This window comes from Syntrophomonas palmitatica JCM 14374 (genome assembly GCF_001311885.1).
Taxonomy (GTDB): domain Bacteria; phylum Bacillota; class Syntrophomonadia; order Syntrophomonadales; family Syntrophomonadaceae; genus Syntrophomonas_A; species Syntrophomonas_A palmitatica.
On the sequence record NZ_BBCE01000007.1, the window covers coordinates 100,352 to 122,973 of the forward strand.

The following is a 22,622-nucleotide window of genomic DNA, read 5'->3' on the forward strand; positions in this document are numbered from 1 at the left end:
CTCTAATATTTTTCCTGCAAAACATGCAAAAAATTGCAATGATTATGATTATTTAAAGGGCACGCTTTGCACTGCGGTACGTTTTTTTTACAGAAGTTATTGCCTAACGCTACCAACAACGCATGGTATTCATTATAGATCTGTATGTCGTTTATAACATTTTTTTCGAGCAAGTCCTGCATCTGATTATAATTCACATCCTCCGGCACCATTCCTAATCTAAAGAATATACGGCGGGTATAGGCATCTACTACAAATTTTTCTTTAGACGCTGCATACAGCAGTATCGAATCAGCTGTTTCCGGTCCGATTCCCCATAATGACAGCAGTTTCTCTCTCAATGGCTCTAATGGTTCATCAAGCAACGCATTTAAATCCCCATTATAAAATTCAAATAAATAAGCAATAAACACCTTGATCTTTTTAGCTTTTTGGCGGTTATAAAGGGCCGGTTTTATCAATTCGGCTAATAATGCTTCGTCTGCCGACCGCAAGGCCTCCAAATCCATTAAGCCTGCCTCTTTGAGGTTTTTTATTGCCTTCTCGACATTCTTCCATGCCACAGCCTGAGTCAATATAGCGCCGATAACTATTTCCAGCTGGCTTTCACCAGGCCACCATCCACGCGGTCCAAAATATTTTAACAATACTTCATAGATTTGCATAATCCGGTCGCTTAAAGCAGACAAAAGTTATCACCCTTTTTAATGAATTTATCAAGACAGCAGATCGGACAGGGAATATCTATAGCAGGATTATCGGAAAGATAAAGAAATGAAGTGAGTATAAAAAACAAAACCCCACCGAGCCGTGACGCCGCAGTTTAAACCTGCATAGCAGGTGGGTACCCTCCTGCCTGATTTATGTGTCCCATTACGATGTGGGCTTACATGCTTCAAGGCAGAGATAAGTTCCCTTTTTTCGGGTGTTGGCAAAAACTAGGCAGCTAATCACGCACACAGCAGGGGTCTTATTAACTAAATATCCTCGTAAAAATCATAGCATAAAACTACTAATTCTTCAAGAAATGACATATGGCATTATCTGCCGGGTAGATTCCAAACCCGGATTCATCGGACTAAAAAGTATTTTTAAGATGAGCGCAAACTATCGCAGATAATTTTAATCAGTGAAAACCGGCCTGATTCGAAATCTTCTCCTTATTTCTCGCGAATTTTTATAGCCAGTTCCCGCAACTGTTTGCCGCTTACAGACGATGGCGCGGCAGTCATAGGACATGAGGCGCTTTGAGTTTTCGGGAAAGCGATTACATCACGGATGCTGTGTCGTCCAGCCAGTATCATAACCAGACGGTCTATCCCAAAAGCTATGCCTCCATGAGGAGGAGTTCCATATTCAAAGGCATCCAGCATATATCCAAATTTATCTTTGGCCTCTTCCAGGCTCATGCCCAACAGGCTGAACATCTTTTGCTGTACATCCTTACGATGAATTCTAATGCTGCCCCCGCCGATTTCAGTGCCATTGAGAACCAGGTCGTAAGCTCTGGCTTTGCTGGCTCCGGGATTTTCATCCAGCAAAGGCACGTCCGCAGGGCGCGGTGATGTAAACATATGATGCACGGCCGACCATCTTTTTTCTTCATCGTCCCATTCTAACAAGGGAAAATCAACCACCCAGGTGAAGTCGAGACGGGTTTCATCTATCAAGTTAAGTTTACGGGCCAATTCAAGCCGCAGATTACCAAGTACCCTGGCAACAATGTCTGCCCGGTCAGCGCCAAACAATATCAGGTCTCCTGGTTGGGCTTCTACAGCTTGAAGCACTCTTTCAATCTGTTCGGGTTTAAAGAACTTAGTAATAGGTGACTTTAGTTCATTTTCGGTTACAACTATCCAGGCCATACCTTTAGCCCCGTTTTCAACCGCCATTTGACCCAATTCATCAATTTCCCGGCGGGCAAATGAAGCACAGCCGCGAGCGTTAATGGCCCGGACCACCCCGCCGGCTTCTATAGCGCCGGAAAATACTTTAAATTCTACCCCGCGCATCAACTCGGTCAGTTCTATAATAGGAAGATCAAAGCGCAAATCGGGTTTGTCACTGCCATATCTGGCCATGGCTTCATCATAAGTCAGCCGCGGAAAGGGGGTTACTATTTCCCGTCCGGCTGCTTCACGCAATACCAGGGCGATCATTTCTTCCACCAGCTGCATTATATCTTCTTCATCAACAAAGGACATTTCCATATCCAATTGTGTAAACTCCGGCTGCCTGTCAGCCCGAAGATCCTCATCCCGGAAACAACGCGCAATCTGAAAGTATTTTTCCATACCGGCCACCATAAGCAGCTGCTTAAAAGTTTGGGGTGATTGCGGCAAGGCAAAGAACTCTCCGGGATGGACCCGGCTGGGTACCAGATAGTCTCTGGCCCCTTCCGGTGTGCTTTTGGCAAGAATTGGGGTCTCTATCTCGATAAAGCCCTTCTTATCCAGGTAGTCGCGCATGCTCTTAATTACCCGGTGTCTGAACATTAAATTTTCTCGCATTTCTGGACGCCGCAAATCTAAATAACGATACTTGAGCCTCAGGATTTCATCCACGTCTATATGGTCTTCAATATAGAAGGGCGGGGTTTTGGCACTGTTCAATACTTCCATCTTTTCCGCATAGACTTCTATCTTGCCGGTCTTAAGATTAGGATTTTCAGTTTCCGCAGGTCTATGACGAACTTCGCCCTTAACAGCTACCACGTACTCACTGCGCACCTGTTCAGCCAAGCGGAAAGCTTCCTGGTTTACTTCGGGGCTGAATACTACCTGAATAATACCGGAGCGATCACGCAGGTCAATAAAAATCAAACCTCCGTGATCACGCCGGGTGTTCACCCAGCCATTTAGTATTACGATTTCTCCTGCGTTTGCTGCATCCAGGTCTGTGGCCATGCTGGTCCTTTTCATCCAGTCTTCCTCCTAATCCTGCTTGACTAAAATGCTTCTAATATACCGCAATAGATCTTCTGCGGTTACAGTTTCCTGTTTTTTGCTGTTCATGTCCCGCACTGTAAACACCTTGTGCCTAACCTCTTCCTCGCCGATTAATATGACTAACCGGGCGCCGAGGCGGTCAGCGTATTTCATCTGCGCCTTGGGACTGCGGCATAAATAATCCTTATCACTGCGAATTCCAGCTGCTCTAAGTTCCTGCAAGGTTTTCAAGGCTGTATCTTCAAAATTATGATCCATGACTGCTATAAAAACATCAAGATAATTATCCTGCAAATTATCATAATCGAGCTCCTGTAAAGCCAACAAAAGCCGTTCAATGCCCATAGCAAATCCTATTCCTGGTACCTGCGGCCCACCGCAATCCTCGACCAGACCATCATAACGTCCGCCTCCCCCTACGGCGCTCTGAGCGCCAATACCAGGTATATGAACCTCGAACGCGGTCCGGGTATAGTAATCCAGCCCTCGCACCAGGCGGTCATCATGAATAAAGCGTACCCCGTTGTCGGTTAAGGAATTTTTTACCTGGGAATAGTGCTCCCGGCAATCCTCGCAAAGATAATCAAAAAACCTGGGATAACCCTGAATGGCTTCCTGACATTTTTCATTTTTGCAGTCCAGGACTCTGAGCGGATTTTGCTCATAGCGCTGTTTGCAGTCTCTGCAGAGCCGTTCTTGAACGGGAGTAATATGTTTGACAAGTTTTTCCCGGTAACGGGAACGACATACAGTACATCCGACTGAATTAAGGTGCAGTTCATAATCGCTAAGATTGAGTCGCTGTAATATATCCAGGAGCAAAAGGATTATCTCCGCATCAACCCGGGGGTCATTACTGCCAAAGACTTCAGCCCCAAATTGGTGAAACTGGCGGTATCTTCCGGCCTGTGGCCTGTCATAGCGAAACATGGGGCCCATATAATACCATTTTACCGGTAGAATTCCACTGTAAACACTATGTTCTATCAAGGCGCGCGCGCATGAAGCCGTGTTTTCCGGGCGTAGTGTCAGGCTGCGATCGGAACGGTCTTTGAAGGTATACATTTCTTTGCCGACAACATCAGTAGTGCTTCCTACCCCTCGTTCAAACAGTTCAGTGTGTTCAAAAATGGGGGTTCTGATTTCATGGAAGCCATACAGGGCTGCGGTTTCACGCAGTATTTGTTCTACATACTGCCATTTGCCGGATACTGGGGGAAGAATATCATATGTACCCCGGGGCGCCTTATTTTCCATTTCAACCTCCCGATTGCTATTCCCTGATAATTCTAATTTAAGGCCCTGAGCTTGTCAACTTTGCGTTTAATCAGGGTTTCTATCGAATTACAATAGCTGATAGGATCACGGGGGTTATAGAATGAAGTCAGGTTCCAATCCCCCGGATGTACGAATTTGCTGGCTCCCCCTCCGCCCAGGCCGATAATAGTTTGCCTTTCCTCAATCATCTGTACATTATACAAACAATAATGGCCTGGCAAAGAATAACCGGTATTTTCCATACTGGCCTGCATATATTTTTGCCGGTACAAATAATAGGGGTCGTATCCGGCCGTCCGCAAAGCATCGGCAAACAACTCAACTCCCATTCTCACCTCCTTAACCCGTTCCTCCACCGTAAGATCTTTACGCATTTCTGCTAAAGCTGAACCGCGTTTCAATGCCAGGGTGTGAACAGTAACATTTTCTGGTTTTAAAGCGAGGATATTTTCTGCTGTGTACGCATTTTCCCGGATTCCCTCTCCGGGCAATCCTACTATTAGATCCATATTAAGTTCGGGTATACCTGCTTCCCTGACCCATTCTACTGAACGTATCACTCCTTCCCGGTCATGTTTGCGACCGATTTTTTGCAGTGTAGCATCATTCATGGTTTGAGGATTGACGCAGACCCGGTTTACTCCTGATTCTTTGAGAAATTTAAGTTTGGGGAGTGTTAAGGTGTCGGGTCTGCCCGCCTCTACCGTGATTTCCCGTACAGCCTGCGAGATAAATCTTTTCGCCAACAGTTCAAAAAGCCTTTCTGTTGCAGCCTGGGAAAGCACGGTAGGGGTGCCTCCGCCGATATATATTGATTGAACCTGTAGTCCCAGTTCCTTTATACATTCACCCAATGCCAACATTTCTCGCTGCAAACAGCTGAGAAAGCTATCAAGTTCCCCCTCGTGGTTTTTCAGCACCGCCCCGGGGAAAGTGCAGTAAGTACAGCGACTGGGGCAAAAAGGAATTCCGATATATATGCTTATGGTTTTGGCCGCCTGCTCAGGCGACAACAAATAAGAACGGTTGTTGCCCGCCACTTCTGCCAGCAACCGGGCTTTGTCCTCATTTAAGCGGTATTCCTGCTGCAGGATATTAAGCAGAACTTCTCTGGAATATCCTTGGTCCAACATGCGCTGCACCAGTTTAACCGGCCGCATCCCGGTTAAGATTCCATAAGCGTTGATATCTTTAGCAAGATGTTCTTCAAGCATCTCGTACGTAAAAATTCGGACTGCCTTTTTCGCTTCGTTTAATCCGTCCGGCATGGCTTCGTGCAGAAGCAGGGATTTGTTTTGGAAGGTATTTTTATCAGGTGATAACACCTGGCCCGTAATCCTGAGCGCTTTTTCCCGTATCTGCAACTCAATGTTAATAGTAATATCAGCTATCCCCTCGTTATCCCGGCTCAGCTCATGTCCTGGAAAGGCCATGCGGATTAGTTCGTGTACACTGTCATAGAGCCATTCCGGCTGCAGATAGACTTTTAACAATGTCAATTTCCTCCGTTTGTTTAAAGTATGTGCCCAAATATTTCAGTTCTCGGCAGCAGTGTTTAAGTTCGACCAGCAATTCCTCCATTCCTTCACCCTCTGACAGATCAACTTCCACATAGAACCAGAATTCAGCCTGTCGGTCACGGCTGGGACGAGACTCGATTTTGCTGAGATTCAGCTGGCGTTTTGCGAAGATCCCCAGGGTTTCATAAAGGGCTCCCGGCTTATCCTGCAGGGAAAATATCAAACTGCTTTTATTGCCTTTCATATCCGTGTTTACATGTCCAATATGAACAAAACGAGTCAGGTTATGCGCTTCGGCAATGTCAGGGTAGATTACCTGCAAATCGTAAAGTTTAGCCGCCTGATAATTACCGATGGAGGCTGCCCTCCGGTTTTCGCTCTTAAGTATCTGGGCCGCCCGGGTGGTGCTGTCACAGATTTCCGTACGCACCCCGGCCAGTCTGTTTTTAACAAACCTTTCACACTGCAGTAACGCTACAGGTTGAGATATCAACAACTCCAGTTCATCCAAAGCATAGTTTTTACAGGCCATAAGATGCTGTTTAATGGGAATTGAGATTTCACCCTTTATTTCTACCCGACAGGTTTTTAAGCATTCCAGCGTATCCCATACGGAACCAGCCAGTGAATTCTCCAGGGGAACCAGGGCAGCATCAGCCTGGCGGTTTTCAATCATAGCAAAAACCTCCGGTATGGTAGCGGCGACTTGTATTTGAATATCTTCACCCCAATATATATGGGCAGCTTCTTCGCTGAAGGTTCCGCGGGGGCCCAGAACAGCATATTTCACTATCTTAACCTCCTTCCCATAGCCCGCGCCAACGGTTCGATTTCACGCATCAACTGGCTGAACCCTTTGGGAGTCAAAGATTGATCTCCATCAGACAACGCTTTCTCCGGATGAGGATGTACTTCCACCATTATGCCGTCAGCGCCGGCGGCTACGGCAGCTCTGGCCATCGGGGCAACTAAACTGCGTACGCCTGTGGCGTGGCTGGGGTCAACCAGAACGGGTAAATGAGATAATTCTTTAACCATTCCTACCGCCGCCAAATCCAGGGTATTGCGGGTCCAGGGCTCGGCGCTTCTGATGCCGCGTTCACAAAGGATTAGCTGGTTATTGCCGCCTGCCAGTATATATTCGGCAGCCATGAGCCATTCTTCAATGGTAGCCGACATGCCTCTTTTTAAAACAACAGGTTTATTTATTTTGCCCAGTTTTTTAAGCAGAGAAAAATTCTGCATATTACGTGCTCCCACCTGGAGTATATCCGCATATTCGCTTACTGCCGGGATATCCTCGGCATCCATGATTTCTGTCACTACTGGCATGTTCATTTCTTCACCTACGCGGGCCAGAATTTTTAAGCCTTGTTCCCCTAATCCCTGGAAGCTATATGGGGATGTACGTGGTTTATACGCCCCGGCTCTCAACATATGTGCTCCGCTGCCCCGCACTTTAAAAGCGGTTTCTTTCATAATCTCCTCATTTTCTACCGCGCAGGGACCAGCCACAACTACAATTTGTTCGCCGCCGATAACGCAGCCTTTGATTTTGATCTGACTGTTTTCCTCCTGGTGCGCTCTGGACACCAGCATAGCCTGCCCTTCTTTTAACTGCAGCCTCGCCATTCAAATTCCTCCCTTAAATGAATTAGCCACTGATTTACATAGATTTGGATTAAAGGTTTTTGGTTTATAACCCAGGGGCATAGAATATTAATTTGGGAAATAAAAAAGACCTCTTATCCCCATTAAGGGACGAGAGATCTGTTTCCCGCGGTACCACCCTTTTTGCCATAAAGGCCGCTTATAAAGATACGGGATTATTAACCCTAAAACAAAAAACTCCTCGTCCGCATGGGACGAGAAGCAGTTGCTTCCCGCGGTACCACCCAATTTGCCAAAGGCCCGCTTTAAAAGATACAGGTTAATTCCGATATCCTCTCCCTTTTAACGGCAGGAGCTCCGCCACGACCTACTTGCATGATCATCATGTTTCAGCCGGGTACTCAGAAGTGAACTTCAACCCGCTTCCTTATAGAGATGCTTACAGCCGGCGGCATCTCCTCTCTGTATAATTCCACAAGTCTACTTTACTTCTTCATCGCATTTAAAATATGTGATTTATATATTAGCATAGGATCTACTGCTTTGTAAAGTGTCAATACAGCTAATTCCCATTATAAAAACGGGTTGTTCTGGCGTTCAAAGCCAATGGTCGTGGCCGGGCCATGGCCAGGGTAACAAATCGTGTCATCATCATAACAAAGCAGCTTTTCTTTAATATTTCCTATCAGTTGTTTATAAGACCCTCCGGGAAAATCGGTGCGGCCAATGGACATCTGGAAAAGGGTATCGCCGACAAAGATTATATTTCCGGTTTTAAGGCAAATTCCTCCCGGGCTGTGTCCCGGGGTATGTATTACCTCTAATTCAACTGTATTGCCAATTTTGATTATATCGCCTTCTTTTATAAATTGATCTGCAGCAGGGCTGGTTACTTTTGTCCCCATCAGAAAAGAAAAATTGGACACAGCATTGGTAAGCATCTTGGCATCAGCTTCATGAATCAATATTTTGGCTCCGGTTGCGTCTTTGACTCCCTTATTGCCGCCAATATGATCTATGTGGCCATGAGTGTTAATAATATAGATAGCCTTAAGATTATCCTCCTCCAGCATCCTTAGTATAGCTTTGGGGTTGCCTCCCGGGTCGATAACTGCTACTTCACGTGTTTCTTCGCAGCCTACAATATAGCAGTTAACTGCCATGGCGCTGATTTCCAAGCCCTTTAATATCACTTTTTATAACCTCCTCAAAAACTAAAAGGTTTTTTCACTATCCAATAAAATAGTACACGGACCGTCATTTGCTATCATAAGCATCATTTCTGCTCCGAATTCTCCGGTAGCTACTTTTATTCCCGCATTCTCAATCAGGTTAATACATTGATTGAACAACGGCAAAGCCGCCTCTGGTATTTCTGCCTCAGAAAAACTGGGACGCCGCCCTTTACGGGCATCGCCATACAGGGTAAACTGGCTGACCAATAATACTTCCCCGCCCGTGTCCAAGAGGGAAAGATTCATTTTACCATCCTGGTCCGGAAAAATACGCAGATTTATTATTTTATCCACAAGATAGGCAACATCATTATAGTTATCCCCTTTTTTAATTCCCAGCAGAACTACCAGCCCGTTTTCGATAGAGCCCTTTTCTTCCTGGTTTACAGTTACTCTGCTGAATCGGCTGCGTTGTACTACCGCCCGCAAATCAATCACCTCTGACTTCGCCGGGCAAACTTCTTCTCACTTCCAAGACGTCCTGGACCTTTTGTATGCGCTGCATCAAGGCTTGCAATTGGCTCATGTCTTTTATTTCCAGTTTAAAGTCCATTACCGCCTGCTGATTCCTGGTCACCCGGGAAAAAACAGAATTAATTTGTACATGCTGGTCGGCAATCACCGTTAAAACATCGGTAGTGAGGCGGGGGCGATCAAAAGCCTTTACTTCCAGTTCAACCACATATATGCCTTTGCGATCTGACCACTCCACTTCGATAACCCGATCTTTTTCGTGTCTTAAATAATTCTGCAGGTTGGGACAGTCTTCCCGGTGCACTGATACTCCGCGCCCCCTGGTTATATAACCCAAAACCCTATCTCCCGGCAAGGGGTTACAGCAATGCGCCAATCGAATGACCACATCATCAACACCCTTAATGCTCAAAGCTGCATTAGCACGTTTATAACCTGCATCGGGATTAACCGGGACGCTTAACATATCTTCAACCTGAGCATCCGGGAAATACATTTCCTTTATACGGTTGATTGCCTGTCCGGCTGTAATAACACCATCACCTATGGCAGCCAGGAGATCGTTTACAGTATTAAGGCTGAAACGTCTGGCAACTTCTAATAGTCTTTCTTCCTTCAGAAATTCTTTAGAACTCAAGTGCTTTCTTCTGAGTTCCTTTTCCAGCATATCGCGGCCTTTGATTATATTATCCTGCCGTTGTTCCTTTTTAAACCAGTTTCTAATTTTACTCTTGGCAGAGGACGTTTTAACAAAAGTAAGCCAGTCATGACTCGGTCCGGGTGAGTTTTTTGAGGTAATTATTTCTACTATATCCCCATTGCCAAGAGGAAAATCTAATGGAACAATGCGCCCATTGACCCTGGCGCCGGTACATTTATGACCGACTTCCGTATGTATACGGTAAGCAAAATCAATAGGGCATGCGCCTTTGGGGAACTCGTAAACAGCGCCTTTGGGAGTAAAGACAAAAACGGTATCATCAAATAGGTCTATTTTTAAAGACTCCATGAATTCACTGTTGTCTTTTACTTCCTGCTGCCATTCCAGCATCTGCCGCAGCCAGGCCAGCTTCTCATCAAAATCCTTTTCCTTAGGCTGCTTTCCTCCTTATAACGCCAGTGGGCAGCTATGCCGTATTCTGAACTGCTGTGCATCTCCCAGGTGCGGATCTGTACCTCAAAAGGTTCGCCGCCTTTTCCCAGCACCGTCGTATGCAGAGACTGGTACATATTATATTTGGGGGTAGCGATATAATCCTTGAATCTTCCCGGCAGAGGCCTCCACATAGTGTGAACGATTCCGAGGACCCCATAACACTCCGGAACTTCGTTGACAATTACCCTAATGGCTATCTTATCGTAGATTTCGTCGATATCCTTACCCTGTTTTATCATCTTACGATAAATGCTGTAGATATTTTTAGGACGCCCGGCTATATCAGCCTTAATACCAATCTGTTCCAAACCGCTCTTTATCTGCTCTATTAATTCATGCACATAATCTTCTCTTTCCCGGCGTTTTTGCTTTAAACGCTTGGCAATTTCATAATACATATCTGAATTTAGATAAGCGAAAGCCAGGTCTTCAAGCTCCCATTTAAAGCGGAAAATGCCCAGCCGATGAGCCAGAGGCGCAAATATCTCCATGGTTTCGCGGGCAATTTCTTTTTGTTTTACTTCACTTTGGTAATTTAAGGTGCGCATATTGTGCAAGCGATCGGCCAATTTAATTAAAATTACCCGTATATCTTTGGCCATAGCCAAAAACATTTTGCGCAGGTTTTCGGCCTGGGCTTCCTCCCGGGACTGAAAATCGATGCGGTTTAGTTTCGTAACCCCTTCTACCAGCAGGGCAATTTCCTCGCCAAATTCCGCTAGAACGTTTAAATACGTTATACTGGTATCCTCCACCACGTCATGCAATAATGCGGCACATATTGTAGCCGTATCCATTTCTATATCTGCCAGTATTAAAGCTACTTCGACGGGATGAATTATATAAGGTTCGCCAGAGATTCTGGTTTGCCCGCTGTGAGCCATTTGGGCATAGGAAAAGGCCCTGTCGATTAGTTCAAAATCCGCATCAGGTTCATATATTTGAATTTTTTGTATAATAGGTTCTACCCCTGATTCCACAGGCATCACCACGCTATATATTTATTCAGTTCGGTTTCCAGATTCTGAAAAGCTTTTTTTCAGCCAGGCCTTCCAGGTAATAGAGGGAATGGTCTATATCGACCTGGCTGTTTGTTGAAGAAAACAGTTTTATTGCCATAATACTACCTTTTTTCTCAACCGTGCACAAGTCCAGTTCGGAAAGGACCTGTGTTATAGCTTCTATTTCCGTGCTTCTCCATTCCCGGGGCAGGTGAACTCTAAGCGCAGCCAGCAGTTCCCTCATATTCGTATAAACTGGATTTCGGCCTGTTGAAAGCAAATAACCCCAAAAAGTGTTTACCAGGTCCTGGCCGGGATAAACGCGCTCCAGGTACATGCGGTTAAAATCCAGCGCTTCGCGGGCAAAAACCGTAAAAACATTAGTTTCATCAATTGCGGCTATCTGTTCCATTACATTTTGGATTTCAAAAATGCTAAAAGGCGCGTCAGCGAATACTATTTCGTCAATCTTCCCGGCCAAGTATTCATAAAAGACGCCATCTGATATTAATACCCCGGAAGGAATTTCATTAAAACGTTTGCGTATAGCGAACCTTTCATGGTTCAAAGTCATCCCGGCCTCAATGATAATATTGCCGTCCTGTGCTGCATAATGCTGTACCGTGCTGGGACGGTTGCTGTAAACAACTGAACGCGTGTCCCCGTTATATTTCCATGTTCCACTGATTGCAGAGGGGAAATATACCCTGTCTTTAAGATGGCTTATATTTTTGCTGCATATTAGTTCCTGCCATTCTTCATCTGCTTGATAAGGCCAGAGTTCAATTATTTTCACAAAATCAGGCATCAGCCCATGATTTAGCAGATAACGGCAGCAAGCCTGCGTACTAAGGCAAATCGGTATTTCACCGCTTAATAAAGCCTTCTGCCGTTTCTGGCGTTCAATCACCGGCATTCTGCCATGAATTTCCCGGACCGCTTCCGGCTGAAACAATAATCCATATAAGGACGGCTCTTCTCTAAGGTGCGATATGTAGGAAAGACCAGCATAATGTTAAAACTTTGTGATAAATCTTTTTCAATCATCTGTGTTAAATTGAAGAATCGTGATGATCCAGCTGCCCTGGTAAGTTCGTCCGGGACAAAGCTGGGTTTTATATCATGCAAACGCAGCCTTGGCTGATTATTTCCGCCATAATCGTTTTCTTCGAGGTAAAAAGCCAGGTCGTGATTAATCAGTCCGGTGCTGCTATTCAGGTAACTACCTTGACGAAAAGCTACCGCACTCAAACCGTCCACTTTGCAGATAAAGTGTTCCTGCTGTTTTCCAATCAAGCGAGCGGATGCAAGCCTGGCCCTGCGCAGCAATAAAAGCGGCTGCGGGTTGCCCTCGCCAAATGGCTGCATCAATTCCAATTCCCGCAATAAATGAGGGGTTAAATCCTTTACTTCTACCTGCATGTCAATATTCAATTCCGGTTCCGTTTTTTCATATAATATGTGCTGTATAGCCCAGTTCTTGATATCACTTTTAAAAAGCTCAAATTCATCCCTGTGCAGACTTAAACCCGCAGCCAGGCGATGACCGCCATACTGCAGCAAGTGGCGGTGGTTGTCGGCCAGGGCCTGGTAGATATTAAAACCGGGAACACTGCGGCATGAACCTTTGCCAATATCTTGGTCCCAGGAAATCATAATTGCCGGAAGGTTATAACGTTCACACAAACGCGAAGCTACAATCCCTGTAATCCCTGGATGCCAGTTATCTGCAGCCAGAACAATTATCCCCTGCTTTTCATCAGGCAAACCTTCCAGCTGTAAAACCGCATCCTTAAACATAGCGGATTCCAGCGAACGCCTTTCATCATTCAGCCGGCATAAAAGCCCGGCGATTTCCGTTGCCCGAGCAGGTTCAGATGATTGCAGCAGTTCGATACTTAAAGCGGCGGTTTTCATCCTCCCGGCAGAATTAATACGCGGAGCCAGCATAAAGGCCAGGTGCCAGGTATTCAGCTTTTTGCCTTCTAATCCACAGGCTTTTATTAAGGCTTGCAGGCCAGGGTTTGTGGTAGTGCTTATCCGGGGCAGTCCGTACTTCACCAGTATACGATTGTCGCCGACAAGCGGTACTACATCCGCTACTGTTGCCAGAGCCGCCAAATCCAGCCAGGTATAAACCTCTTCTTCCGACAGTCTGTTCCGAGACAAAGCCTGGCATAACTTGAATACCACCCCAGCTCCTGCCAGGTGGTAATTGGCTTCGCACTTATCAAGTTTGGGATTAATGATAGCAATAGCATCCGGTAATTGCGAACCGGGGATGTGATGATCCGTAATAATTACATCCATGCCTAATTCAGCCGCTTTTCTAATTTCTTCAATGGAAGTGATGCCGCAATCTACGCTTATTAAGAGTTTGCAGCCTTTAATAGCCAGTTCCTCAATCGCCTTGATGTTCATACCGTAACCTTCGCTGAAGCGGTCCGGGATATAATATTGTGCCTCGCATCCCAGGCGTTTAAGGCATCGCAGCATAAGAACCGTACTGCAGACACCATCCACATCATAGTCACCATAGACTACAATTTGTTCCCCATGCTGACAGCCTGATCTATACGGCGCACTGCAGCCTCCATGCCGCTTATTATCCAGGGGTCGCTTAATTCGTCCCATCCAGCATAGAGATATACGCGGGCTTTATCATATGTATCAATACCCCTGCCGCACAAAAGCACAGCTAACTCTTGGGATATATTCAATTCAGCCTGCAGCCTGGCTGCGGCTTCTGCGTTACCGGTTTTTATTATCCAGTTTTTATATTTTTTCATATGATCTCCTCATAACTACAGCAGGCATATTTCCCATTATATTCCTGGGAGAAAGTTGGGTGTATACACATATATAATAAAAAACTATTTGGAGGTGCAGCTATGCCTAAAATCAGGCATTTATTTCCCGGAGGCAATACCTGCTTCGGATTTTATTCCTATTATAATTATATTGTCAGCCCAAATGTTAAACGAAAAATAATTCTTAAGGGAGGCCCCGGGGTCGGCAAATCAACCTTTATGCGTAAAATGGGCGAAGACTTTAGTTCTGATGGTTATGATGTTGAATATCACTGGTGTTCCTCCGACAATGACTCCTTGGATGGGGTTGTCATTGGCGACCAGGAATTATGTATTCTTGATGGTACGGCCCCGCATGTAGTTGATCCGCGTTTTCCCGGAGCAGTTGATGAAATAATCAACCTGGGAGTGTATTGGAACAAGAAAAAGCTGGTCAAAAACCGCAATGTAATTGTCAATCTGACCCAGGATATCGGACGTTGTTTTGACCGGGCCTATATTCGACTTAAAGAAAGCCGTCTGGCAATGGAAGAATGGATCTCCTATTATCATGACGCCATAAATGAAGAAGCAGTAAACCGTAATATTCTAGCTCTCACATTAGACTTTATCCCCAAAAATAACACACATGCCGGAAGCGTCCGCCATCTCTTTGCGGCCGCCATAACTCCGTTGGGCATAGTACACCGGGCCGAAAGCCTGTTGGATTCTGATTTGGCTGTTTTCGCGATCAAAGGCAGCCCGGGTAGTGGTAAAACCGAGCTTTTTATCAATATATTTAATATGATAAATCTTCACGGCATTAATGCTGAAGTCTATCACAATCCCGCCGACCCCGATGAAATTGATCTTATTTTGCTGCCAACGGAGAAAATAGCCCTGGTGAATATTAGCTCGCCCCTGGTGGATTATGAAACAGCTATTTCCGGGCGGAAAATCAAACGTATGTTGGATTTTGATGCTCTATTGTCAAAAGAAATGATAGATACTTATGCCCATAATATTTCTTCCGCACAAGAACGATATGAAACTGCTGTCAGAGATGCGGTTTCGCATATTCATAACGCCAAAGAACTGCATGATGAATTGGAAAGTTATTATACTCCGGCGATGGACCTGGATGCCATCGAGCAGATGCGACAGGAATTATTCTTACAGCTTAAAGAGGAATTCGCATAAGATACTTATTCTAAAACTCAAATTTAGCAATTGACTTAAAACAAATTCATAGCTTGCGGGCAACTTAACATATAAGCCTACTAATATCCTGCCAAGGCAAGGCAGGGAAAGGGGGCGAGCGGCGGGACGCCGCGAGCGCGCCACGTGACCAGGATGGGAACTTGGCGCGGTACCCCTTGATCACCGAATTAAGCAGATGGTATCATTTGGCAGCAAAGTAGGCGCGAGTAAGATAAGATATGAATTTGTGTTAACGCTGAAACTTGTGTTTAAAACAAATACGCCTTTACCTTTTCCCCAGCTTTCAGCCCCTGTTTTTCATAGGCTATATGAATATAGCCATCAGCCAGGGCCAGGATGCTCATAAGGCCGGATTTACCCAGGAGTGGACGTGCTGTCGGCAGATCCTCTCCTTCAATAATTTGTACGGGAATAAAATCATCGCGTCCCGCTTGAGAAGCAACGTTTAATTCCAGGGAAACATCCCGAACCATTTCAGCGCAGCTTTGCAATAAGGGCTTGCAAATAATATGAAACATCATTAAAGCAGATACCGGATGTCCCGGCAAGCCGACAGCAAGTTTGTGACCTATCTTCACTCCCAGGCATGGTTTGCCTGGTTTAACCGCCAAGCCGTGAAACAACATTGTGGCATCAGGAAATGACATTAATACTTCCAGACTCATATCCTTCAGGCCTACCGAACTGCCGCCAGACAGAAGCAGAATATCGTTCTCATTCAGCCCCTTATCAATTGTTCGGGTTAATTCCTGACGATCATCCTTAACCAGCGGATAAACATTGGCGATGTGGCCGCATGCTTCTACTGCCACCGCCAGGGCATAAGAATTAACATCCCTGACCTGACCCGGCAAAGGTTTAATATTTAGCGGAACAATTTCATCCCCAGTAGATATGATTCCCACCCGGTACGGTTTATTAACCGGCACATATTCAACCCCTAATGAAGCCAGTAAACCGATGTCTTGAGCGCGTATAGCTTTGCCGGGCAGAAATAATTCCTGCCCGGTTTGCACATCCTCACCGGTTTGCATTATGTTTTCCCACGGCGCCACCGGTTTGTAAATCAGGATAGTATCTTCGCCCATTTTTTCAGTGTATTCCACCATTACCGCCGCATTACTGCCCGAAGGCAGCATCCCGCCGGTAGGTATCCAGCAGCAGTGACCGGGAGTTATTTCGCATTCCGCTGCTTGTCCCATCTGCACTTCACCATCAAATTGCAGAAACGCTGGCAATGTTTCACTGCAGCCATACGTATCAGGAGCATATACCGCGTAACCGTCAACCGTAGTACGATTAAAAGCAGGCAGATTCTCCGGGCTGACAAATTTACTGGCAATGGTTTTGCGGTAGGCATTTCGTATCGGTAAAAGTTCTGTCTCTTGTTTAGGGCATGCTTCTCGCAATTTCCTTAATCCTTCTTGGAAGTTCACTACATTTAAGAATTCACCCACTTGCTTTTCTCCTTTTTTTCTTGTCAGGTTTATTATACTCCAGTTGGGTACAGGTTTAATAAAATTAACTATTGAGTAATTTTGTTATTATCATTCAGATAAGCTACAATATAGTGAAAAAATATTGAAAAAACTGGAGTTATAATATGCAGCGCAACGTATACATTGAAAACATGCCGCTTGAAAAAGCCTTGACCCTGTTCATGAATTCGCTGCAGGAGCAGGGTTACTTCGCCATAGAAAGTGAAGAAGTCGATGTAATTACATCACAGGGACGCATCACCAGCAAAGCGGTTAGTGCCAGGAGATCCTCTCCTCATTATATTGCTTCGGCAATGGACGGAATTGCTGTTAGGGCTTCCTGCACAGCCCAGGCTAATGAACAAAACCCAATATATTTAAAACCCGCAGAAGACTTTATAGAAGTGGATACCGGTGATTATGTGCCTTTGCCTTTTGATGCGGTCATAATGATTGAAGACGTAAATTTTATTGATGGACAGGCACAAATAATTAAACCGGCTGTTCCCTGGCAGCATATACGTTCAGTAGGTGAAGACCTGGTAGCCCATGATCTGCTGTTAACGAGTTTCACTCCTATAGGCCCCTTTGAAATAGGCTCTATGATAACCGGAGGATTGGAAAGGGTAGAGGTGGTTAAACAACCCCGGGTGGCTATCATCCTACCGGAACGGAACTTCGGGAAAAGGCCAGCGATGATATGGCCCCGGGTGAAATCATTGAATCCAACAGCCGTATGCTGGCTGCCCTGTGTACTGAATGGGGCGCTATACCTTTACGTCATGCTCTGGTAATAGATGATAAAGAACTGTTAAGGCAAGCAGTCAGAGATGTTAAAGATGAGGCCGATATTATTGTTATCTGCTCCGGCTCATCAGCCGGACGCGAAGATTACAGTTCAAGTATTATTGATGAATATGGCAAAGTCCTGGTGCACGGAATTGCTATTCGTCCGGGCAAACCTGCTATACTGGGCATTATAGATAATAAACCCGTAATAGGGGTACCAGGCTATCCAATTTCGGCCCAGCTGATATTTCATCTGTTTGCCCGTCCGGTGATCTACCGCAAACAAGGACTGGAAGCTCCTGACCAGGAGCAGCTGGCTTGCACCATATCCAGGAAAACTGCATCTTCAATGGGAGTAGATGAATTTGTCTATGTTAACGTATCCTGTATCGGCGGCCATTATACCGCTTATCCCCTTTCGCGAGGCGCAGGCATTACTACCAGTCTGGTCAAAGCAGACGGCGTACTGCAAATACCCCGCGGCAAAGAAGGATTGCAGGCCGGTGAAAATTGTATGGTTACCCTGAGACGTCCCCGGTCATTAATTGATAAAACCATGGTCACTATTGGCAGTCACGATATCTGCCTGGATATCCTGGCGGATATTCTAAAGCAAAGCCATAACCTGAGGCTGGTCTCGACTAATGCAGGCAGCATGGGAGGAATCATGGCCCTGCGGCGCGGAGAAACACATTTTTCCGGGATTCACCTGCTTGACGTTGATTCAGGTGATTACAACACTACTTACTTACGCAAGTACCTGTCTGATAAGAAATGGCTGCTGGTAAACCTGGCCAAGCGCCAACAGGGATTAATCATTAAAAAAGGCAATCCGCTCCGGCTTAATTCTCTACAGGATATTCAGAATAAAGAAATTCGTTACATTAATCGCCAACCGGGCGCCGGAACCAGAATTCTCTTTGATTACCTCCTGGCTCAGGAAAACCTCGAACCTTCACAAATAAACGGTTATACCCGTGAAGAATTCACTCACCTGGCAATAGCGGCTGCTGTAAAAAATGATGCTGCTGATGCAGGCCTTGGCATATTTGCCGCTGCCCGAGCCATGGATTTAGATTTCATACCTATCTGTGAAGAACGTTATGATCTGTGTATTTTGTCGGAACTGCTTAGTTCCGAATGGCTGCAGATATTATTAGATATTATTCGAGGTAAGGAATTTATTTCCCGGGCCTTTGATTTCGGTGGTTATGCCCTCGATATATCCGGAAAAATTATCGAAAGCAACGGTATATAACTTATATTTATGTTATTATTCCTTTAAATTATACTTATGATGATTTATAGAGAAACAAGGATTTTTACGATATGATGTCGAAGCATATGTAAGTTATGGCTTTGTTAAAACCATTTGGTTTGCTTATGGCAAGATTCTTGAAGGGAGGGGTTTATAGGCATCTTGGTAAGTAATCGATAATCCTCTTAATTTAACATTAAATGGATTATCGAAAATTTGTTCTGAGGTGCTATAATGCAATAGAAAAGGGATTATTGTCGAACTTATTAGGGGAAAGGAGAGTGTAGACTTTATGAAGGTTACCCGCAGACAGTTTCTCAAGGTAACCGGAGCTACTGCTGCCAGCTTTGCAGTACTTGATCTGGGTTTTGATATGCAAGCAACAGCAGCTGGCGTTAAGGAGTTGCGCATTAAAAACGTTACTCCCACACCCACAGTATGTCCTTACTGTGCTTCCGGATGCGGTCTGGTAGTTTATTCCGAAAAGGACTCAGCTGGGAAATTTGTAAAACTCCTCAGCGTACATGGCGACCCGGATAATCCCATCAACCAGGGTGGAGCCTGTGCCAAAGGTGCAGCCATGTTCAATCTCAGAGAGATTTACAACGAAGAGACCGGGGAACAGGAGATCAATCCCAAGCGCGTACAAAAGCCGATGTACAGAGCGCCGGGGAGTGACAAGTGGGAAGAAAAAGATTGGGAATGGATGGTAGAAACCATTGCCCAGCGAGTTAAGGAAACTCGCGACAAGAGCTTCATCCACAAAGAGAAAAACGCTGACGGCAATGAGGTTATAGTAAATCGCACCGAACGCATTGCTCATGTTGGCGGTTCTGGTCTGGATAATGAAGAAGCCTATATTTTAAGTAAATTAATGCGTTCCCTGGGTTTGGTCTATCTGGAAACCCAGGCCCGTATCTGACACTCCTCGACGGTGGCAGGTTTGTCACCTTCATTTGGTCGCGGAGTAATGACCAATCATATCGTTGATATGAAAAATACCGATTGCGCCCTTATTATGGGCAGCAATGTAGCTGAGAATCACCCCATTTCTATGAAATGGCTGTTTAAGGCTAAGGAAAACCGGGGAGCCAAGCTGATTCATGTAGACCCCAGGTTTACCAGAACTTCAGCCCGTGCTGATATCTATGCACCGTTGCGTTCGGGTACTGATATCGCGTTCCTGGGCGGAATGATCAAATACATCCTTGATAATGAGCTTTATCACAAGGATTATGTGGTCAATTATACTAATGCTGCTTTCTTAATCGATGATAAATATGGATTCGAGGATGGTCTGTTTACCGGCTATGATCCAGCCAACCGTAAATATGACCCCACTACCTGGGATTATAAGAAGGACGATAAAGGCGCGGCCTTAACCGATCCTACTCTACAGGATCCCCGCTGTGTGTTCCAGCTTATGAAGAAGCACTATGAACGCTATGACATTGATACCGTATGCAAAATTACCGGAACCCCCAAGGATAAATACCTGGAGGTTCTGAAAACCTTCTGCGCCACTGGTAAACCTAATAAGGTTGGGACCATAATCTATGCCATGGGTATCACCCAGCATACTGTAGGCGCACAGAATATCCGCGCTTTCGCCATTGTGCAACTGCTCCTGGGCAACATGGGTCGTCCTGGCGGCGGCATCAACGCTATGCGCGGTGAGAATAACGTTCAGGGCGCTACGGATATGGCTCTTCTTTTCCATTATATTCCAGGCTATATCGATTCGCCTATGAACAGCACCGCCAACAAGGATCTGATTTCGTACCTCAAGGCGGTTACTCCTGGTGCAGCCAAACTTCCGGTTACCAACCTGGAAGAACTGAGAGCCGCTGTAAAGGAAGGTTTCCCCAACTCCGGCTTTAAGATCAATACTTCCAAGTGGGTAGTAAGCTTATTGAAAGCCTGGTGGGGCGATGCTGCCAAACCCGAAAATGATTTTGCTTATCATTACCTGCCCAAGCGGGATGAAAAGAAAAACTATTCGCACATCGCCATCTTTGAAGCTATGTATAAAGGCGAGATCGATGGTTTGTTTGTCAGCGGCTCCAACCCGGTAGTCGGCGGACCCAATGCCAACAAGGAACAGGAAGCTATGTGCAACCTGAAATGGATGGTTTCTTCCGACCTGTGGCTGAATGAAACGGCTGAATTCTGGACCTATCAGGCCTGGGAAAGACCGGTTGACAACCCCAATGTGCCGAAGAAAACCCCGGCGGATATTCAAACCGAAGTCTTTTTCCTGCCGGCAGCAGCGGTTTATGAGAAAGAAGGCACCGCCGCTCAGACCGGGCGCTGGGTACAGTATCGCTGGAAAGGCGCCGACCCGGTTGGCGAATCCAAGGCGGATCTGGCCATTATCTATGAATTGGGCAAAGCGATTAAAAAAGCCTATGCTGGCAGCAAGCGGCCAGAAGATGAACCCATTGTTAACATGACCTGGGATTATGAAGGTCCGGCCGGTTCAGAAGAACCGGATATCATGAAAGTGGCTCGTGAACTCTGCGGCTATGATACCAAGACCAAGGCTCCCATCGAAGGCTTTGCCAAACTGACCGATGATGGCGCGACTGCCTGTGGCTGCTGGGTCTACTGCGGAGCTATGACCACCCTGCCGGATGGCACGGTGCAGTACAAGCCCCAAAAACGCGATAATGTCGATAATTCTAAAACCGGTTTGGGTCTATTCTCCAACTGGGCTTGGTGCTGGCCCATGAACCGTCGTATTGTCTACAATCGCTGCTCTGTGCAGCCAGATGGTATTACCCCGTGGCCGGGTGACGCCGAACGCAGCTGGTACACTGGGATCCCCTGGCATTGTCTGATCCTAAGAAGCCAGAACTGCTGGGCAGCTGGGTCGGAGACGATGTGCCCGACTTCCTGAAGCCGACCAGCCCTGATAAACCGGCTTTTACCAGCCCATTTATCATGCGTGCTGATGGCAAGGGCGCACTGTTTGTAACCGGCAAAATGATGAAGGATGGTCCCTTCCCCGAGCACTATGAGCCCTGGGAAAGCCCGACCCAACCCATCCTCAACAAGGTAGCCTTAACCCGGCGGCCAAGGTCTGGCTCCCGAGGAGCAGGGTACCAGCGACAAGTATCCGATTATCGGCACCACCTATCGCGTGGTCGAACACTGGCAGACCGGGGCCCTGACCCGCAACCTGCCCTGGCTGGCCGAGCTGATGCCCAATATGTTTGTTGAGCTCAGTGAAGAACTGGCCAAGGAAAAGGGTATCAAAAACGGCGGTGAAGTAATCGTATCGACCAGCCGCGGCGATATCAAGGCTCTGGCCTGTGTTACCAAACGCTTCAAGCCCTTTAATATTAACGGCAAGACCGTACACGAAATTGGTATGCTGTGGCAATACGGGTTCAAGGGATACGCTACCGGCGACCCCGCCAACCGTTTAACTCCGCACATTGGTGACGCCAATGCCATGTGTCCCGAATATAAAGCATGGCTGTGCGATATAAGGAGGGCTTAAACATGGCGAATATGGCTAATATGTATGATGTAAGCAAATGCACCGCCTGCCGCGGCTGCCAGGTAGCCTGCAAGGACTGGAACCAGCTTCCGGCGGTAATAGAACCATTTAAAGGCAATTACCAAACTCATGAAGACACCAATGGCGATACCTTCACCATAGTGAACTTCATTGAGAGCGAGGACGCGATAACCGGCGTGCATTGGAACTTCTTAAAGCGCCAGTGCATGCACTGCCTGGACCCGGCCTGTATGAAGGTCTGTCCCCAGGGCGCGTATTACAAGAGCGAATCCGGCGCTACCCTGCATGACCCGGATAAATGCATAGGCTGCCAGTACTGCACCTATGCCTGTCCCTTT

The 22,622-nt window shown here is 46.2% G+C and carries 16 protein-coding genes, 1 other RNA gene, 2 pseudogenes and 1 other annotated feature; of the genes and pseudogenes, 5 read left to right on the plus strand and 14 right to left on the minus strand.

Translation table 11 applies throughout. The features are described 5' to 3' along the window. Positions 1-2: 2 nt before the first annotated feature. The 13 genes and pseudogenes from JCM14374_RS05550 to JCM14374_RS13440 all read right to left on the minus strand — a co-directional run bounded on the left by JCM14374_RS05550 (position 3) and on the right by JCM14374_RS13440 (position 14,012). Positions 3-689, minus strand: a complete 687-nt coding sequence (locus JCM14374_RS05550) for an endonuclease III domain-containing protein (protein WP_242848841.1) — start codon at positions 687-689, stop codon at positions 3-5. Between the two features lie 104 nt (positions 690-793). Further along, positions 794-971: non-coding RNA, 6S RNA (gene ssrS, locus JCM14374_RS13055), on the minus strand. Positions 972-1,160: 189 nt separating this feature from the next. After that, positions 1,161-2,921: an aspartate--tRNA ligase gene (gene aspS, locus JCM14374_RS05555; protein WP_054694556.1), complete on the minus strand. Its 1,761-nt coding sequence runs from the start codon at positions 2,919-2,921 to the stop codon at positions 1,161-1,163. 12 nt (positions 2,922-2,933) lie between these two features. Continuing rightward, the gene (gene hisS, locus JCM14374_RS05560) at positions 2,934-4,205 is read right to left on the minus strand and encodes a histidine--tRNA ligase (protein ID WP_054694558.1); all 1,272 of its coding nucleotides are present in this window, start codon (positions 4,203-4,205) and stop codon (positions 2,934-2,936) included. 32 nt (positions 4,206-4,237) lie between these two features. Beyond that, entirely contained in the window at positions 4,238-5,719 is a 1,482-nt protein-coding gene (gene hemZ, locus JCM14374_RS05565; protein ID WP_054694560.1) for a coproporphyrinogen dehydrogenase HemZ, read from the minus strand. Next, the gene (gene pheA / locus JCM14374_RS05570; protein ID WP_054694562.1) at positions 5,682-6,536 is read right to left on the minus strand and encodes a prephenate dehydratase; all 855 of its coding nucleotides are present in this window, start codon (positions 6,534-6,536) and stop codon (positions 5,682-5,684) included. The genes hemZ and pheA overlap by 38 nt, the downstream gene beginning before the upstream one ends. After that, positions 6,536-7,378, minus strand: coding sequence for a 3-deoxy-7-phosphoheptulonate synthase (gene aroF, locus JCM14374_RS05575; protein WP_054694563.1), 843 nt, complete (start codon positions 7,376-7,378; stop codon positions 6,536-6,538). Before aroF ends, pheA begins: the two co-directional genes overlap by 1 nt. Before the next feature lie 226 nt (positions 7,379-7,604). After that, positions 7,605-7,863: a binding site (T-box leader), on the minus strand. A 66-nt stretch (positions 7,864-7,929) separates the two neighbouring features. Beyond that, positions 7,930-8,550: an MBL fold metallo-hydrolase gene (locus tag JCM14374_RS05580; RefSeq protein ID WP_054694565.1), complete on the minus strand. Its 621-nt coding sequence runs from the start codon at positions 8,548-8,550 to the stop codon at positions 7,930-7,932. Positions 8,551-8,571: 21 nt separating this feature from the next. After that, positions 8,572-9,021, minus strand: coding sequence for a D-aminoacyl-tRNA deacylase (gene dtd / locus JCM14374_RS05585; protein ID WP_054694606.1), 450 nt, complete (start codon positions 9,019-9,021; stop codon positions 8,572-8,574). A 1-nt stretch (position 9,022) separates the two neighbouring features. Then, positions 9,023-11,208 (minus strand): annotated as a pseudogene (locus JCM14374_RS05590) (RelA/SpoT family protein). A gap of 19 nt (positions 11,209-11,227) precedes the next feature. Continuing rightward, complete coding sequence (locus JCM14374_RS05595; protein ID WP_054694567.1) at positions 11,228-12,133, minus strand: hypothetical protein; 906 nt, start codon at positions 12,131-12,133, stop codon at positions 11,228-11,230. Beyond that, entirely contained in the window at positions 12,130-13,746 is a 1,617-nt protein-coding gene (gene recJ / locus JCM14374_RS05600) for a single-stranded-DNA-specific exonuclease RecJ (protein WP_054694571.1), read from the minus strand. The genes JCM14374_RS05595 and recJ overlap by 4 nt, the downstream gene beginning before the upstream one ends. Before the next feature lie 17 nt (positions 13,747-13,763). After that, positions 13,764-14,012, minus strand: coding sequence for a hypothetical protein (locus JCM14374_RS13440; protein WP_054694574.1), 249 nt, complete (start codon positions 14,010-14,012; stop codon positions 13,764-13,766). A gap of 102 nt (positions 14,013-14,114) precedes the next feature. Here JCM14374_RS13440 and JCM14374_RS05610 point away from each other — a divergent pair, with 102 nt between their 5' ends. After that, entirely contained in the window at positions 14,115-15,212 is a 1,098-nt protein-coding gene (locus JCM14374_RS05610) for a PRK06851 family protein (RefSeq protein WP_054694575.1), read from the plus strand. A 269-nt stretch (positions 15,213-15,481) separates the two neighbouring features. On the opposite strand, the gene JCM14374_RS05615 is transcribed toward JCM14374_RS05610, so the two are convergent. Continuing rightward, positions 15,482-16,690, minus strand: coding sequence for a molybdopterin molybdotransferase MoeA (locus tag JCM14374_RS05615; protein WP_054694577.1), 1,209 nt, complete (start codon positions 16,688-16,690; stop codon positions 15,482-15,484). Positions 16,691-16,836: 146 nt separating this feature from the next. Between JCM14374_RS05615 and JCM14374_RS14505 the strand changes: the two genes are divergently transcribed. The 4 genes and pseudogenes from JCM14374_RS14505 to JCM14374_RS05635 form a co-directional block, all read left to right on the plus strand. After that, complete coding sequence (locus JCM14374_RS14505; RefSeq protein ID WP_242848842.1) at positions 16,837-17,505, plus strand: hypothetical protein; 669 nt, start codon at positions 16,837-16,839, stop codon at positions 17,503-17,505. Next, positions 17,412-18,758 carry a substrate-binding domain-containing protein gene (locus JCM14374_RS05620; protein WP_242848843.1) on the plus strand — a complete coding sequence of 449 codons (1,347 nt, stop codon included), beginning with the start codon at positions 17,412-17,414 and terminating at the stop codon, positions 18,756-18,758. The genes JCM14374_RS14505 and JCM14374_RS05620 overlap by 94 nt, the downstream gene beginning before the upstream one ends. A gap of 292 nt (positions 18,759-19,050) precedes the next feature. Further along, positions 19,051-22,263 (plus strand): annotated as a pseudogene (gene fdnG, locus JCM14374_RS14510) (formate dehydrogenase-N subunit alpha). 2 nt (positions 22,264-22,265) lie between these two features. Continuing rightward, positions 22,266-22,622: 4Fe-4S dicluster domain-containing protein (locus JCM14374_RS05635; RefSeq protein WP_157048978.1), on the plus strand; the 357-nt coding region annotated here is incomplete at its 3' end.

What these genes read in the sequence shown, in the direction of transcription:
- aspS (WP_054694556.1), bottom strand. Translation starts at nt 2,921, where the DNA reads ATGAAAAGGACCAGCATGGCCACAGACCTGGATGCAGCAAACGCAGGA.
- hisS (WP_054694558.1), bottom strand. Translation starts at nt 4,205, where the DNA reads ATGGAAAATAAGGCGCCCCGGGGTACATATGATATTCTTCCCCCAGTA.
- aroF (WP_054694563.1), bottom strand. Translation starts at nt 7,378, where the DNA reads ATGGCGAGGCTGCAGTTAAAAGAAGGGCAGGCTATGCTGGTGTCCAGA.
- JCM14374_RS13440 (WP_054694574.1), bottom strand. Translation starts at nt 14,012, where the DNA reads ATGAAAAAATATAAAAACTGGATAATAAAAACCGGTAACGCAGAAGCC.
- JCM14374_RS05610 (WP_054694575.1), top strand. Translation starts at nt 14,115, where the DNA reads ATGCCTAAAATCAGGCATTTATTTCCCGGAGGCAATACCTGCTTCGGA.
- JCM14374_RS14505 (WP_242848842.1), top strand. Translation starts at nt 16,837, where the DNA reads ATGCAGCGCAACGTATACATTGAAAACATGCCGCTTGAAAAAGCCTTG.
- JCM14374_RS05620 (WP_242848843.1), top strand. Translation starts at nt 17,412, where the DNA reads ATGGCCCCGGGTGAAATCATTGAATCCAACAGCCGTATGCTGGCTGCC.